This window comes from Streptomyces sp. NPDC058812 (assembly GCF_042744565.1).
In the GTDB taxonomy this organism is placed as follows: domain Bacteria; phylum Actinomycetota; class Actinomycetes; order Streptomycetales; family Streptomycetaceae; genus Streptomyces; species Streptomyces thinghirensis.
In genome coordinates this window covers 343,908-358,323 of the sequence record NZ_JBHYOB010000001.1, presented here as the reverse complement: position 1 = coordinate 358,323, position 14,416 = coordinate 343,908, and the positions used below count along the sequence as shown (strand labels likewise).

The 14,416-nt window shown below is 73.5% G+C and carries 12 protein-coding genes and 1 pseudogene; 11 read left to right on the top strand and 2 right to left on the bottom strand.

Annotated features, from left to right (window positions below):
- The first annotated feature begins 94 nt into the window (after window positions 1-94).
- From hrcA to ACFW48_RS01655, 4 genes are all read left to right on the top strand, one after another.
- Window positions 95-1,111, top strand: a complete 1,017-nt coding sequence (hrcA, locus tag ACFW48_RS01670) for a heat-inducible transcriptional repressor HrcA (protein ID WP_337303393.1) — start codon at window positions 95-97, stop codon at window positions 1,109-1,111.
- Window positions 1,112-2,248 (top strand): molecular chaperone DnaJ, encoded by a 1,137-nt coding sequence (gene dnaJ / locus ACFW48_RS01665; protein WP_386309400.1) that lies wholly within the window; start codon window positions 1,112-1,114, stop codon window positions 2,246-2,248.
- Window positions 2,249-2,507: 259 nt separating this feature from the next.
- Complete coding sequence (locus ACFW48_RS01660) at window positions 2,508-3,593, top strand: nitronate monooxygenase (RefSeq protein ID WP_386309399.1); 1,086 nt, start codon at window positions 2,508-2,510, stop codon at window positions 3,591-3,593.
- Window positions 3,590-4,339 carry a 16S rRNA (uracil(1498)-N(3))-methyltransferase gene (locus ACFW48_RS01655; RefSeq protein ID WP_386309397.1) on the top strand — a complete coding sequence of 250 codons (750 nt, stop codon included), beginning with the start codon at window positions 3,590-3,592 and terminating at the stop codon, window positions 4,337-4,339. Before ACFW48_RS01660 ends, ACFW48_RS01655 begins: the two co-directional genes overlap by 4 nt.
- 6 nt (window positions 4,340-4,345) lie before the next feature.
- Here the strand turns inward: ACFW48_RS01655 and ACFW48_RS01650 are convergent, their stop codons facing one another.
- Window positions 4,346-4,732: a hypothetical protein gene (locus ACFW48_RS01650; RefSeq protein ID WP_386309395.1), complete on the bottom strand. Its 387-nt coding sequence runs from the start codon at window positions 4,730-4,732 to the stop codon at window positions 4,346-4,348.
- 71 nt (window positions 4,733-4,803) lie between these two features.
- Here ACFW48_RS01650 and ACFW48_RS01645 point away from each other — a divergent pair, with 71 nt between their 5' ends.
- From ACFW48_RS01645 to ACFW48_RS01625, 5 genes are all read left to right on the top strand, one after another.
- The gene (locus ACFW48_RS01645; RefSeq protein WP_386309393.1) at window positions 4,804-5,319 is read left to right on the top strand and encodes a hypothetical protein; all 516 of its coding nucleotides are present in this window, start codon (window positions 4,804-4,806) and stop codon (window positions 5,317-5,319) included.
- A gap of 72 nt (window positions 5,320-5,391) precedes the next feature.
- Window positions 5,392-8,601 carry a S41 family peptidase gene (locus tag ACFW48_RS01640; RefSeq protein WP_386309390.1) on the top strand — a complete coding sequence of 1,070 codons (3,210 nt, stop codon included), beginning with the start codon at window positions 5,392-5,394 and terminating at the stop codon, window positions 8,599-8,601.
- Between the two features lie 53 nt (window positions 8,602-8,654).
- Window positions 8,655-9,008: a histidine triad nucleotide-binding protein gene (locus tag ACFW48_RS01635; RefSeq protein ID WP_386309389.1), complete on the top strand. Its 354-nt coding sequence runs from the start codon at window positions 8,655-8,657 to the stop codon at window positions 9,006-9,008.
- Between the two features lie 24 nt (window positions 9,009-9,032).
- Window positions 9,033-9,938, top strand: a complete 906-nt coding sequence (locus tag ACFW48_RS01630; RefSeq protein WP_386309386.1) for a ribonuclease Z — start codon at window positions 9,033-9,035, stop codon at window positions 9,936-9,938.
- A 20-nt stretch (window positions 9,939-9,958) separates the two neighbouring features.
- Window positions 9,959-10,951 (top strand): adenosine deaminase, encoded by a 993-nt coding sequence (locus ACFW48_RS01625; RefSeq protein ID WP_386309383.1) that lies wholly within the window; start codon window positions 9,959-9,961, stop codon window positions 10,949-10,951.
- Here ACFW48_RS01625 and ACFW48_RS01620 read toward each other — a convergent pair.
- Window positions 10,915-11,238 (bottom strand): annotated as a pseudogene (locus tag ACFW48_RS01620) (MFS transporter); the annotation flags it as partial. The gene ACFW48_RS01625 and the pseudogene ACFW48_RS01620 sit on opposite strands and share 37 nt — an antisense overlap.
- Before the next feature lie 236 nt (window positions 11,239-11,474).
- Between ACFW48_RS01620 and ACFW48_RS01615 the strand changes: the two are divergent.
- Both ACFW48_RS01615 and ACFW48_RS01610 read left to right on the top strand, forming a co-directional pair.
- Complete coding sequence (locus tag ACFW48_RS01615; protein WP_386309380.1) at window positions 11,475-12,770, top strand: glucarate dehydratase family protein; 1,296 nt, start codon at window positions 11,475-11,477, stop codon at window positions 12,768-12,770.
- Between the two features lie 170 nt (window positions 12,771-12,940).
- The gene (locus tag ACFW48_RS01610; RefSeq protein WP_386310230.1) at window positions 12,941-14,074 is read left to right on the top strand and encodes a carbohydrate kinase family protein; all 1,134 of its coding nucleotides are present in this window, start codon (window positions 12,941-12,943) and stop codon (window positions 14,072-14,074) included.
- Window positions 14,075-14,416: the final 342 nt, after the last annotated feature.

Sequence of the window (14,416 nt, the reverse complement as noted above, 5' to 3'; positions counted from 1 at the left end):
TCTGGCACTCGCACGCCGTGAGTGCCAGGGACGGACCGTGAGACAGGCGACGACAGGCAAGACGCCGGCGGACGACTTCGGGAGGTGTGCGCGAGTGCTCAGTGAACGCAGGCTGCAGGTGCTGCGCGCCATCGTCCAGGACTACGTCGGCACCGAGGAGCCGGTCGGCTCCAAGGCGCTCACCGAGCGGCACAACCTCGGCGTCTCCCCGGCCACCGTGCGCAATGACATGGCGGCCCTGGAGGACGAGGGGTTCATCGCCCAGCCGCACACCAGCGCCGGGCGCATCCCGACCGACAAGGGCTACCGGCTCTTCGTCGACAAGCTGGCCGGCGTCAAGCCGATGACCCCGCCCGAGCGGCGCGCCATCCAGAACTTCCTGGAGGGCGCCGTCGACCTCGACGACGTGGTGGCCCGCACGGTGCGGCTGCTCGCGCAGCTGACCCGGCAGGTCGCCGTCGTGCAGTATCCGTCGCTGACCCGCTCGACCGTGCGGCACGTGGAGTTGCTCTCCCTGGCGCCCGCGCGGCTGATGCTCGTGCTGATCACGGACACCGGCCGGGTCGAGCAGCGGATGGTCGACTGCCCGGCGCCGTTCGGCGAGGCGTCCGTCGCGGACCTGCGCGCGCGGCTCAACAGCCGGGTCGCCGGGCGCCGTTTCTCGGACGTGCCGAGCCTGGTGGAAGATCTGGCGGAGGCCTTCGGGGCCGAGGACCGCGGTACGGTCTCCACCGTGCTCTCCACTCTCCTGGAGACGCTGGTCGAGGAGAACGAGGAGCGGTTGATGATCGGCGGCACCGCCAATCTGACCCGCTTCGGGCACGACTTCCCCTTGGTGATCCGACCCGTCCTCGAGGCGCTGGAGGAGCAGGTCGTGCTCCTCAAGCTGCTCGGCGAGGCGAAGGATCCGGGCGTGACCGTCCGTATCGGTCATGAGAACGCCCACGAAGGACTCAACTCCACGTCCGTCGTGTCGGTGGGCTACGGTTCGGGCGGCGAGGCGGTTGCCAAGCTCGGCGTGGTCGGACCGACCCGCATGGACTACCCGGGAACGATGGGAGCGGTACGCGCAGTGGCACGGTACGTCGGACAGATCCTGGCGGAGTCGTAGGTGGCCACGGACTACTACGCCGTACTCGGCGTGCGCCGCGACGCTTCCCAGGACGAGATCAAGAAGGCGTTCCGGAGGCTCGCCCGCGAGCTGCACCCGGACGTCAACCCCGATCCGAAGACCCAGGAGCGGTTCAAGGAGATCAACGCCGCCTACGAGGTGCTGTCGGACCCGCAGAAGAAGCAGGTCTACGACCTCGGGGGCGACCCCCTCTCGCAGGCCGCCGGCGGTGGCGCGGGCGGCTTCGGCGCGGGTGGCTTCGGGAACTTCTCGGACATCATGGACGCGTTCTTCGGTACGGCGTCGCAGCGCGGGCCGCGCTCGCGCACCCGCCGGGGCCAGGACGCGATGATCCGCATCGAGGTCGAGCTGGACGAGGCCGCCTTCGGCACGACCAAGGACATCCAGGTCGACACCGCGGTCGTCTGCAACACCTGCAACGGCGAGGGCGCGGCCCCCGGCACGTCGGCCCAGACGTGTGACATGTGCCGCGGCCGCGGCGAGGTCTCGCAGGTCACCCGGTCCTTCCTGGGCCAGGTCATGACCTCGCGCCCCTGCCCGCAGTGCCAGGGCTTCGGCACCGTGGTCCCGACCCCGTGCCCCGAGTGCGCGGGCGACGGCCGGGTCCGCTCCCGGCGCACCCTGACCGTGAAGATCCCGGCCGGTGTCGACAACGGCACCCGGATCCAGCTCGCGGGCGAGGGCGAGGTCGGCCCCGGCGGCGGCCCCGCCGGCGACCTGTACGTCGAGATCCACGAGCTGCCGCACTCGACCTTCCAGCGGCGCGGCGACGACCTGCACTGCACGGTCACCATCCCGATGACGGCGGCGGCCCTCGGCACGAAGGTGCCGCTGGAGACGCTCGACGGCATGGAGGAGGTCGACATCCGCCCGGGCACCCAGTCCGGCCAGTCGATCCCGCTGCACGGCCGCGGCGTCACCCACCTGCGCGGCGGCGGCCGGGGCGACCTCATCGTCCACGTCGAGGTCCTGACCCCGAGCAAGCTCGACCCCGAGCAGGAACGCCTGCTGCGCGAGCTGGCCACGCTGCGTGGCGAGGAGCGCCCGACGGGGCAGTTCCAGCCGGGGCAGCAGGGGTTGTTCTCGCGGTTGAAGGACGCGTTCAACGGGCGCTGACGTGGTGGTCCCGAGGGCTGTGCCGGCTTGTCGGCGTGGCGCTCGGGGATCTGCCGGGGGTCCGGGGGTCGGTCCCCCGGGCGGGCACTGTCAGCCGGGGCAGCAGGGGTTGTTCTCGCGGTTGAAGGACGCGTTCAACGGGCGCTGACGGGCACCGGCCGCGGCGTACCGCCAGGGGCTTTCCGATGCGGATGCTCCTGGCGTATGCCAACGGAAGCCCGGATTCGGACTTGTGCGGAGGACGTGACAACATGCCGTCATGTCCTCCGCACTGACCGATCTTTTCCCCTATCCGATCGTGCAGGCGCCCATGGCGGGCGGCGTCTCCGTGCCGCAGCTCGCCGCCGCGGTCTGCGAGGCGGGCGGGCTGGGATTCCTCGCCGCCGGGTACAAGACCGCGGACGGGATGTACCAGGAGATCAAGCAGCTGCGGGGACTGACGAACCGCCCCTTCGGCGTGAACCTCTTCATGCCGCAGCCCGAGACGGCCGACCCCGCGGCCGTCGGCGTCTACGCCCACCAGCTGGCCGGCGAGGCCGCCTGGTACGAGACGGAGCTCGGCGACCCCGAGTGCGGCCGGGACGACGGCTACGACACCAAGCTCGCGGTGCTGCTGGACAACCCGGTCCCGGTGGTGTCGTTCCACTTCGGCGTCCCGAGCCGCGAGGTCGTCGACTCCCTGCACCGCGTCGGCACCTTCGCCCTGGTCGCGGCCACCACCGCGGAGGAGGCCAGGGCCGTCGAGCTCTGCGGCGCCGACGCGGTGATCGCGCAGGGCGCCGAGGCCGGCGGACACCAGGGCACCCACCGGGACCACCCCGAGACGGGCGGCGCCGGCACCGGACTGCTGTCGCTGGTCGCCCAGGTCCGGGAGGCGGTGAGCCTGCCGATCGTCGCCGCCGGCGGCATCATGCGCGGCGGCCAGATCGCCGCGGTCCTCGCGGCCGGCGCCGGCGCCGCCCAGCTCGGCACCGCCTTCCTCGCCACCCCCGAGTCCGGCGCGCACGCCCTGCACAAGCAGGCGCTGACCAATCCCCTCTTCGTCCGCACCGAGCTGACCCGCGCCTTCTCCGGCCGCCCCGCCCGCGGCCTGGTCAACCGCTTCCTGCGCGAGCACGGCCCCTACGCCCCCGCCGCCTACCCGGAGGTGCACCACCTCACCGCCCCGCTGCGCAAGGCGGCGGCGAAGGCGGGCGACGCGCAGGGCATGGCGCTCTGGGCGGGACAGGGCCACCGGATGGCCCGGGAGCTGCCCGCCGGGCAGCTGGTGGAGGTGCTGGTGGCCGAACTCGCGGCGGCCGGGACAGCGTTGTCAGGCTTCGTGGCGGGAGGTACGGGCCGATGACGGCGCCGGTGTTCGTGGTCGACTCCCTCCAGCCGGGGGACCTGCCCGGAGGGGAGTACGTCCTGGACGGCCCCGAGGGACGGCACGCCGTCTCCGTGAAGCGGCTGCGGGCCGGCGAGGACGTCGTCCTCACCGACGGGCGCGGACGCTGGGCCGAGGGCGTGGTGAAGTCCGCCGAGGGCAAGGACCGCCTGGTCGTCACGGACCTGGAGAGCGTCCGGGAGGAGCCCGAGGAGCGACCCCGTATCACCGTCGTCCAGGCCCTGCCCAAGGGCGACCGCGGTGAGTTGGCCGTCGAGACGATGACCGAGGTCGGCGTCGACGCGATCGTGCCCTGGGCGGCGTCCCGCTGCATCACGCAGTGGAAGGGCGACCGCGGCCTGAAGGCGCTCGGCAAGTGGCGGGCGACGGCCCGGGAGGCCGGCAAGCAGTCCCGCCGGGTCCGCTTCCCCGACGTCGCGGACGCGGCGACGAGCAAGCAGGTCGCGTCACTTCTGGCCGACGCCGACTTCGCCGCGGTACTCCACGAGAGCGGCGACGAGCCGCTGGCGGCCACCGAACTCCCCACCACCGGGGACATCGTGCTGGTCGTCGGCCCCGAAGGAGGGGTCTCACCGGAGGAGTTGGCGCTCTTCGCCCAGGCCGGTGCCAGGCCCTACCGCCTGGGACGCAGTGTCCTGCGCACCTCCACCGCCGGCACCGCGGCGACGGCGGTACTCCTGGCCCGCACCGGCCGCTGGTCCTGAGACCGGTCAGGCCGCCGGCCGGTCGAGCGCCGACGCCAACGCGGGGAACAGCTCCCAGCCGTCCAGTTCCACCGGCCCGCCCCCGGCACCGGGCAGCAGCCCGCGTCGTCCGGCCTCGTCCACCAACCGCCGTACGACACCGGGTTCGCGCAGGTTGAGCAGGTTGCCGCGGCCGTCCGCCACGCAGCCCTCGTACCAGTAGCCGCCCTCGGAGGTGTACCGGCCCGAGTCCGGGCCGCCCGCGAGGAAGACGAACCGGATGCGGAGCCCGTCGCGGTAGAGCGTCAGCGCGTCACGCCAGATACCGTCACGGCCCCGTTTCTGCCGGTGGCTCCAGAGGTACGTCGTCCGCTCGTCCACGACGAGCCTGCGCTGCCTGCGGTCGGTGCCCATCCGCCCACGGTAGTGAGGAGTGGCCGTATGCGCCCTACCGCCCGCCCCACACCGGTGGCAGGCTGCCCTTCATGGGGGCATTGAGGCGGATTCGGCGCGCGGCTCCGGTGGTCGTCGGCGCGGTCGTCGCCGTCGGCGGTGTCGGCGGGTGCGACCCGGGCGGGCTCAGCTCGGCGTCCGTGGCGTACACGACCGACCAGACCGTGACACGCGAACTGGAGCGGCGGAAGGCGGAGGTGCGGTGGCTCACCTGCACCGCCTCCTTCGGGGACGACGGCGCCACCGCCTCGGCGGGCGAGGACACCGTCGCCTCCGTCGACTGCGAGGGGGAGACCGACGGCGGACAGGACATCACCGTCGACGGCGAGGTGACCCGGGTCGTCAACGGCGCCTGTGTGCGCGGCGATCTGACCGCCGAGGTGGACGGCAAGGAGTGGTTCCGCGTCAAGGGCCTGGGAAACTGCGACGCCACGAGCGCCCCGCCCGCGAACCGGCCCACCCAGCACCAGCCCGGGCCCACGGTGACCGTCACCCGGACCATCTGGTGCCCGGACGATCCCCACTGCCGGCCGGTGGAGGGCAAATAGCCCGGCGGGCCGGTGGCCGGTAAGTGATCCAAACCTCTGTCGGCGGGCCCCGCCCCTGCATAGGGTGAGGGGGTGACACAGCCCGCAGCGCCTGCCTACCTCCGCTTTCCGCACCCGCACGGCGAGTTGGTCGCCTTCACCGCCGAGGACGACGTGTGGCTCGCCCCCCTCGACGGCGGCCGGGCCTGGCGGGTCAGCGCCGACAACGTGCCGGTGAACCACCCGCGCGTCTCGCCCGACGGCACCACGGTCGCCTGGACCTCCACCCGCGACGGCGCCCCCGAGGTGCACATCGCCCCCGCCGACGGCGGCCCCGCCAAGCGCCTCACCCACTGGGGCAGCCTGAAGACCCAGGTACGCGGCTGGACCCCGGAAGGACAGGTCCTCGCCCTCAGCGCCTACGGCCAGGCCAGCCTGCGCCGCAGCTGGGCCCGCGCCGTCCCGCTCGACGGCGGACCGGCCACCACCCTGCCGTACGGGCCCGTCGGCGATGTCGCGTACGGCCCGCGCACCGTGCTGCTGTCCGCGCCGATGGGCCGCGAGGCCGCCTGGTGGAAGCGCTACCGGGGCGGCACGGCGGGCAAGCTGTGGATCGACGACGCCGAAGGAGACGGCGAGTTCGCCCGGCTGCACGGCGACCTCGACGGCAACATCGAGTACCCGTTCTGGGTCGGCGACCGGATCGCCTTCCTCTGCGACCACGAGGGCACCGGCGCGCTCTACTCCTCCCTCGCGGACGGTTCCGACCTGCGCCGCCACACCCCCCTCGGGGGTTTCTACGCCCGGCACGCCGCCACCGACGGCACCCGCGTCGTCTACTCCAGCGCCGGTGAACTGTGGGTGCTGGACGACCTGGACGCCGCCGAACCGCGCCGCCTCGACATCCGTCTCGGCGGTACGCGCGTCGACCTCCAGGCCCACCCCGTCAACGCCGCCCGCTGGTTCGGCTCCGCGTCCCCCGACCACACCGCGCGCGGCAGCGCCGTCGCCGTACGCGGCGGTGTGCACTGGGTCACCCACCGCGCCGGACCGGCCCGCGCGCTGGCCGCGCAGCCCGGCGTACGCACCCGGCTGCCGCGCACCTTCCGCGCGGACGGCGAGGAGTGGGTGGTGTGGGTGACGGACGCCGAGGGCGACGACGCCCTGGAGTTCGCGCCCGCCACCGGACTCGCCCCCGGCGCCACCGCGCGGCGCCTCGCCGCCGGGCAGCTCGGCCGGGTGCTCGCCCTCGCCATGGCGCCGGACGGCAGCCGCGCCGCCGTCGCCTCGCACGACGGGCGGGTCCTGCTCGTCGAGCGCGAGACCGGCGAGGTCCGCGAGGTCGACCGCAGCGAGGACGGCGACGCGTCCGGGCTGGTCTTCTCGCCCGACTCCGCCTGGCTCGCCTGGTCCCACCCCGGCCCCGACCCGCTGCGCCAGCTCAAGCTCGCCAACACCACCGACCTGTCGGTGAGCGAGGCGACGCCGCTGCGCTTCAAGGACTACTCGCCGACCTTCACCCTGGACGGCAAGCACCTCGCCTTCCTCTCCACCCGCTCCTTCGACCCGGTCTACGACGAGCACGTCTTCGACCTGGCCTTCGTCGAGGGTGCCCGCCCGTACCTGATCACGCTCGCCGCGACCACCCCGTCGCCCTTCGGCCCGCAGCGCCACGGCCGCCCCTTCGAGACCCCGGACCGGGACGAGACCCCCGACAGCGAGGGCACCCCGACCACCCGGATCGACATCGAGGGCCTCGCCGACCGCATCGTGCCGTTCCCCGTCGAGGCCGCCCGCTACTCCCGGCTGCGCGCCGCCAAGGACGGCGTCCTGTGGCTGCGCCACCCGGTCACCGGCGTGCTCGGCGCTTCCCGCGCCACCCCGGACGCACCCGACCCGCACACCGAGCTGGAACGCTACGACCTGGCCCAGCAGCGGGTCGAGCACCTCGCCGCCGACGCCGACCACTTCGAGGTCAGCGGCGACGGCAAGCGGGTGCTGCTGTGGACCGACGGACGCCTCAAGGTCGTCCCCAGCGACCGGCGGGCCTCCGGCGACGAGGACAGCGACACCAACATCACCGTCGACCTGAGCCGCGTGCGGCAGACCGTCGACCCGGCCGCCGAGTGGCGCCAGATGTACGACGAGACCGGCCGCATCATGCGGGACCACTTCTGGCGGCCCGACATGAACGGCGTCGACTGGGACGGCGTACTCGACCGCTACCGGCCCGTCCTCGACCGCCTCGCCACCCACGACGACCTGGTCGACCTCCTGTGGGAGGTGCACGGCGAACTGGGCACCTCGCACGCCTACGTCACCCCGCGCGGCGGCCACGGCGGCGGTGCCCGGCAGGGCCTGCTCGGTGCCGACCTCTCCCGGCACGAGGACGGCACCTGGCGCATCGACCGCGTCCTGCCCTCGGAGACCTCCGACCCCGACGCCCGCTCCCCGCTCGCCGCCCCCGGCGTCGCCGTCCGCGCCGGGGACGCGATCGTCGCGGTCGCCGGACAGGGCGTCGACCCGGTCACCGGGCCGGGCCCGCTGCTGGTCGGCACGGCCGGGAAGCCGGTCGAGCTGACCATCTCCCCGTCCGGCGGCGGCGAACCGCGGCACGCCGTCGTCGTCCCCCTCGCCGACGAGGAGCCCCTGCGCTACCACGCCTGGGTCGCCGACCGCCGCGCCTACGTCCACGAGAAGTCCGGCGGTCGGCTCGGCTACCTCCACGTCCCCGACATGCAGGCCCCCGGCTGGGCCCAGATCCACCGCGACCTGCGCGTCGAGGTCGCCCGCGAGGGCCTGGTCGTCGACGTCCGCGAGAACCGCGGGGGCCACACCTCCCAACTGGTCGTCGAGAAGCTCGCCCGGCGCATCGTCGGCTGGGACCTGCCGCGCGGCATGCGGCCGGCCAGCTATCCGCTGGACGCGCCCCGCGGCCCGGTCGTCGCCGTCGCCAACGAGTTCTCCGGCTCCGACGGCGACATCGTCAACGCCGCGATCAAGGCGCTCGGCATCGGCCCGGTCGTCGGCACCCGCACCTGGGGCGGCGTCATCGGCATCGACAGCCGCTACCGCCTGGTCGACGGCACGCTGATCACCCAGCCCAAGTACGCCTTCTGGCTGGAGGGTTACGGCTGGGGCGTGGAGAACCACGGCGTCGATCCGGACGTGGAGGTCCCGCAGCGCCCCCAGGACCACGCGGCGGGCCGCGATCCCCAGCTGGACGAGGCGATCCGGCTGGCGCTGGCAGCGCTGGAGGAGACCCCGGCGAAGACCCCGCCGAGCCTGCCGGCCTCGGACTGAGTGCCCGGTCGATACGATGCCCCTGTACAAGATCACCAGCGTGAGGAGGCCCCATGGCCGGGGAACCGCAGGACGACTGCCTGTTCTGCAAGATCGTCGCAGGGCAGATCCCCGCGACGATCGTCCGTGAGACGGACACGACCGTCGCCTTCCGGGACATCAACCCCCAGGCGCCCACCCACGTTCTGGTGATCCCCAAGGCGCACTACCGGGACGCCGCCGCGCTCGCCGCCGGTGCCCCGGAACTCGCCGCGGACGTCCTGCGCGAGACCCAGGCGATCGCGGACCAGGAGCAGCTCGACAGCTACCGCACGATCTTCAACACCGGCACCGGCGCGGGCCAGACCGTCTGGCACACGCACGCCCACGTCCTCGGCGGCCGCGGCCTCGAATGGCCCCCCGGGTAACCCGGACGACTCGGATAACCCACGATGTCCGTACGTGAACTCGTCGTCCTCGGCACCGCCAGCCAGGTCCCGACCCGGCACCGCAACCACAACGGCTACCTGCTGCGCTGGGACGGCGAGGGCATCCTGTTCGACCCCGGCGAGGGCACGCAGCGCCAGATGCTGCGCGCCGGGGTCGCCGCCCACGACCTGAACCGGATCTGCGTCACCCACTTCCACGGCGACCACAGCCTCGGCCTCGCCGGCGTCATCCAGCGCATCAACCTCGACCAGGTCCCGCACGAGGTCACCGCCCACTACCCGCGCTCCGGCCGGCGCTTCTTCGACCGCCTGCGGTACGCCACCGCCTACCGCGAGACGGTCGCCCTCACGGAGGCCCCGGTCGACACCGACGGCGTCCTGGCCGTCACCCCCGCCTACACCCTCGACGCCCGCAAGCTCTCCCACCCCGTCGAGTCCTACGGCTACCGCCTCACCGAGCCCGACGGCCGCCGCATGCTGCCCGACCGCCTCGCCGCACGCGGCATCAAGGGCCCCGACGTGGGCCGCATCCAGCGCGAGGGCGTGCTGAACGGCGTACCGCTCGACGAGGTGAGCGAGACCCGGCGCGGCCAGCGGTTCGCGTTCGTCATGGACACCCGGCTGTGCGAGGGCGTGCACGCGCTCGCCGAGGGCTGCGACCTGCTGGTCATCGAGTCCACGTTCCTCGACGAGGACGAGCGCCTCGCCACCGACCACGGCCACCTCACCGCCGGCCAGGCGGCGCGGGTCGCCCGGGACGCGGGCGTACGGCACCTGGTCCTCACCCACTTCAGCCAGCGCTACTCGGACCCCGAGGAGTTCGAGCGGCAGGCACGGGCGGCCGGTTATGAGGGGGAGCTGACCGTGGCCCACGACCTCCTGAGAGTCCCGGTTCCGAAACGTCGGTAAACCGGTCGTACGATTCTCTGATGCCCTTGCCCAAAGCTGAACTGCACCTCCACATCGAAGGCACCCTGGAACCCGAGCTGGCCTTCGAGCTGGCCGCCCGCAACGGCGTGCCCCTGCCGTACGCGGACACGGACGCGCTGCGCGAGGCGTACCGGTTCGAGGACCTCCAGTCCTTCCTGAACCTGTACTACGAGCTGATGGCCGTCCTGCGCACCGAGCGGGACTTCGAGGACCTCGCGAACGCCTACCTGGCCCGCGCCGCCGCGCAGGGCGTGCGGCACGCGGAGATCTTCTTCGACCCGCAGGCGCACCTCGCCCGGGGCGTGCAGATGGGCACGGTCGTGGAGGGCCTGTGGCGGGCGCTGAGCACCAGCCGCGCGAACCACGGCGTCTCCACCCGCCTGATCATGTGCTTCCTGCGCGACGAGTCCGCCGAGTCGGCGCTGGCGACCCTCGACGCCGCGAAGCCGTACCTCGACCGGATCACCGGCGTCGGCCTGGACTCCGCCGAGGTCGGCCACCCGCCGGTCAAGTTCCGCGAGGTGTACGAGGCCGCCGCCGCCCTCGGGCTGCGCCGGGTCGCGCACGCGGGCGAGGAGGGGCCGCCGGAGTACGTCGTCGAGGCCCTGGACGTCCTCGGCGTCGAGCGGATCGACCACGGCCTGCGCTCGGTCGAGGACCCGGCGCTGGTCGAGCGCCTGGTACGCGAACGCGTCCCGCTCACCCTGTGCCCGCTGTCCAACGTCCGGCTGCGCACGGTCGACACCCTCGCCGACCACCCGCTGCCCGCGATGCTCGACGCGGGCCTCATGTGCACGGTCAACTCCGACGACCCGGCCTACTTCGGCGGCTACGCGGGCGACAACTTCGACGCCGTACGCGTGGCCCTCGGCCTCACCGAGGAGCGGCTGCGGGAGCTCGCCCGCAACTCCTTCCTCGCGTCCTTCCTGGAGGACGAGGAGGAACTGCGGGCGCGCTACCTGGCCGAGGTGGAGGCGTACGAGTTCGGGTAGCCCGGCTCAGCCCGCGCCGCGCCGCTGGGCGTGCCGGTGGCGGCGGCGACCAGGGCGGCCCGGGTGCCGCCGCGGCGGCGGATCGCGCCGGGCGGCAGCGGGCGCCCGCCGGTGTGCGGGGCGACGGCGGTCATCGGGGCGGCGATCGGCAGCGGACCGGCGCCGAGGACCAGGCCCGTCACCGGACAGCCGGCCCGCGCCGACAGCACACTGCCGGTCAGCGGCCCGGCCGCCGTGCCAGGCGAGGGCGCCGACCCGACGAGCACCGCCCCGCGGCCACGCGGGTCGCGGAAGCGGTGGGCAGCGGATACGGAGGCAGGTACCCGGGCCGTGAAAAGGGCGACGTGGGGCCAGGGAGTGGTGCCGGGGGGCGAACACGGGCGTTCGGCAGCGGGCGCTCGCGTCTCGTGCGGGTCTCCTCGCCCCATTGACGGCTCCCGTCCGCCTACCTAGTCTCCATCTCCATACGTGGATGTCATTTACATACCGAGACGGTGCCGACCGACCTCGTAGGAGCAGCCCTGTGACCCGCGACCTCGCCATCGCCGACGTCCGTCTCACGCCGATCCTGGTCGCCGACCCGCCCCTGCTCAACACACAGGGCGTCCACCAGCCGTACACCCCCCGCCTGATCATCGAGGTGGAGACCGCCGACGGGATCACCGGGGTCGGCGAGACCTACGGCGACGCCAAGTACCTGGAACTGGCCCGCGCTTTCGCCGCGCGGCTGGTCGGCCGACAGGTCTCCGACCTCAACGGCCTGTTCATCAGCGCGGACGAGGTGGCCGTCGACGCCTCCCGGGTCTCCGGACGGGTGGACGTCGGCGGACTGCGCGGTGTCCAGACCGCCGACAAGCTCCGCCTGTCCGTCGTCTCCGGCTTCGAGGTCGCCTGCCTCGACGCCCTCGGCAAGGCGCTCGGCCTGCCCGTGCACGCGCTGCTGGGCGGCAAGGTGCGCGACGCCGTCGAGTACAGCGCGTACCTCTTCTACAAGTGGGCCGGCCATCCGGCGGGCGTGGCGGGCGAGCAGGACGACTGGGGCGCCGCCGTCGACCCGGCCGGGGTCGTCGCACAGGCCCGTACCTTCGCCGAGCGGTACGGCTTCGCTTCGTTCAAGCTCAAGGGCGGCGTCTTCCCGCCCGAGGAGGAGATCGCCGCGATCAGGGCGCTCGCCGAGGCCTTCCCCGGCCACCCCCTGCGACTGGACCCCAACGGCGCCTGGTCCGTGGAGACCTCCCTGAAGGTCGCCGCGGAACTCGCCGACGTCCTGGAGTACCTGGAGGACCCCGCGCTCGGCACCCCGGCCATGGCCGAGGTCGCCGCGAAGACCGGGGTGCCGCTCGCGACCAACATGTGTGTGACGACGTTCGCCGAGATCCAGGAGGCGTTCACGACGGGCGCCGTGCAGGTCGTGCTCTGCGACCACCACTACTGGGGCGGGCTGCGCAACACCCAGCAACTCGCCGCCGTCTGCCGCACCTTCGGCGTCGGGGTCTCCATGCACTCCAACACCCACCTGGGCGTCAGCCTCGCCGCCATGACCCACGTGGCGGCCACCGTCCCGAACCTCCACCACGCCTGCGACTCCCACTACCCCTGGCAGTCCGAGGACGTGCTCACCGAACGGCTCACCTTCGACGGGGGCAGGGTCACCGTCTCCGACGCGCCCGGCCTCGGCGTCGAACTCGACCGCGACCGGCTGGAGTTCCTCCACCGCCGCTGGCTCGACGACGACGGCACGCTCCGTGACCGCGACGACGCGGCCGCCATGCGGGTCGCCGACCCGGAGTGGGTGACGCCTCCCGTCCCGCGCTGGTAACCGGCCGTACCGCCCCGGGAAGCGGCGGCCACGCTCCGGTACCACCGGCCCCGACGCCGTCGGGTTGTCAGTGGTGTGGTGCACACTGGCGGGGTCCGCACCATGCCAGGGAGCGCACCGTGACAGCGTCCACCGTGTCCACCGCGTCCGGCGTGCCCGCCATGCCCGTCATGCCGGCCGCCGAGAGAACACACCGCCACGTCCCGGACGAGGGATCGCACCACCGTCCCCAGGTCGATCCCCTCGCCGCCCTGCGCACACCGCAGGACCCGCCCTGGGACGTGTACCTGACCGGCACCGTCTTCCTCGACGTCGTCTTCACCGGGCTCGACTCCGCACCGGTGCGCGGGACCGAGTCCTGGGCGCGGGGGATGGGGTCGAGCCCGGGCGGTGTGGCGAACATGGCGACGGCGCTGGCCCGCCTCGGTCTGCGCACCTCGCTGGCCGCGGCCTTCGGCGACGACCACTACGGCGACTACTGCTGGGACGCCCTCGCACAGGGCGAGGGCATCGACCTGACCCCCTCGCGCACCGTGCCCGGCTGGCACTCGCCGGTGACGGTCTCGATGGCGTACGAGGGCGAGCGCACGATGGTCTCCCACGGCCACGAGCCGCCGCCGGAGGAACCGTCCCCCGACTGCCCGCCCCGCGCGCGTGCCGCCGTCGCCTCCCTCACACCCGGCGTCCGCGCCCCCTGGATCGCCCAGGCCGCCGCGCGCGGCACCCGCGTCTTCGCCGACGTCGGCTGGGACGACACCGGTGCCTGGGACCTGGCCGGGCTGCCCGACCTCGCGCACTGCGAGGCCTTCCTGCCGAACGCGGAGGAGGCCATGCGCTACACCGGCGCCACCTGCCCGCGCGCCGCCGCGCACGCCCTGACCGAGCACGTGCCGCTCGCCGTGGTCACCCTCGGCGCGGACGGCGCGTACGCGGTGGACCGGCGTACGGGGGAGAGCGCCGAGGTTCCGGCCATCGAGGTCGAGGCCCTGGACCCGACCGGCGCCGGGGACGTCTTCGTCGCCGGATTCGTCACCGGCACCCTGGCCGGCTGGCCGCTGGCCGACCGCCTGGCCTTCGCCGGACTGACCGCCGCCCTCTCCGTCCAGGAGTTCGGCGGCTCGCTGTCGGCGCCCGGCTGGTGCGAGATCGCCACCTGGTGGCGCAAGGTCCAGTCGGTCGAGCGCCAGGACCCGACGGCCCTGCGCCGCTACGCGTTCCTCGCGGACCTGGTCCCGGCCGACCTGGTGGCACCGTGGCCCCTGCGCCGCGCCGTCCCGACCATCGGCTTCCGCCCCCCGGCCTGACCGGCCCCGCCCCCCGAAAGGCTCAGAACCCGAGCCGCCGCAGCTGCTTCGGGTCGCGCTGCCAGTCCTTCGCGACCTTCACGTGCAGGTCCAAGCTGTATCAATGTGCGGCTACCGCCGCGTGGCGGCGTCCCGTGCGGCTGGGCGGTCGCTGGAGGGGCTCGGGCTCGCAGAACCCGAGCGCGCTCAGAACCCGAGCCGCCGCAGCTGCTTCGGGTTGCCCTGCCAGTCCTTCGCGACCTTCACATGCAGGTCCAAGCTGTATCAATGTGCGGCTACCGCCGCGTGGCGGCGTCCCGTGCGGCTGGGCGGTCGCTGGAGGGGCTCGGGCTCGCAGAACCC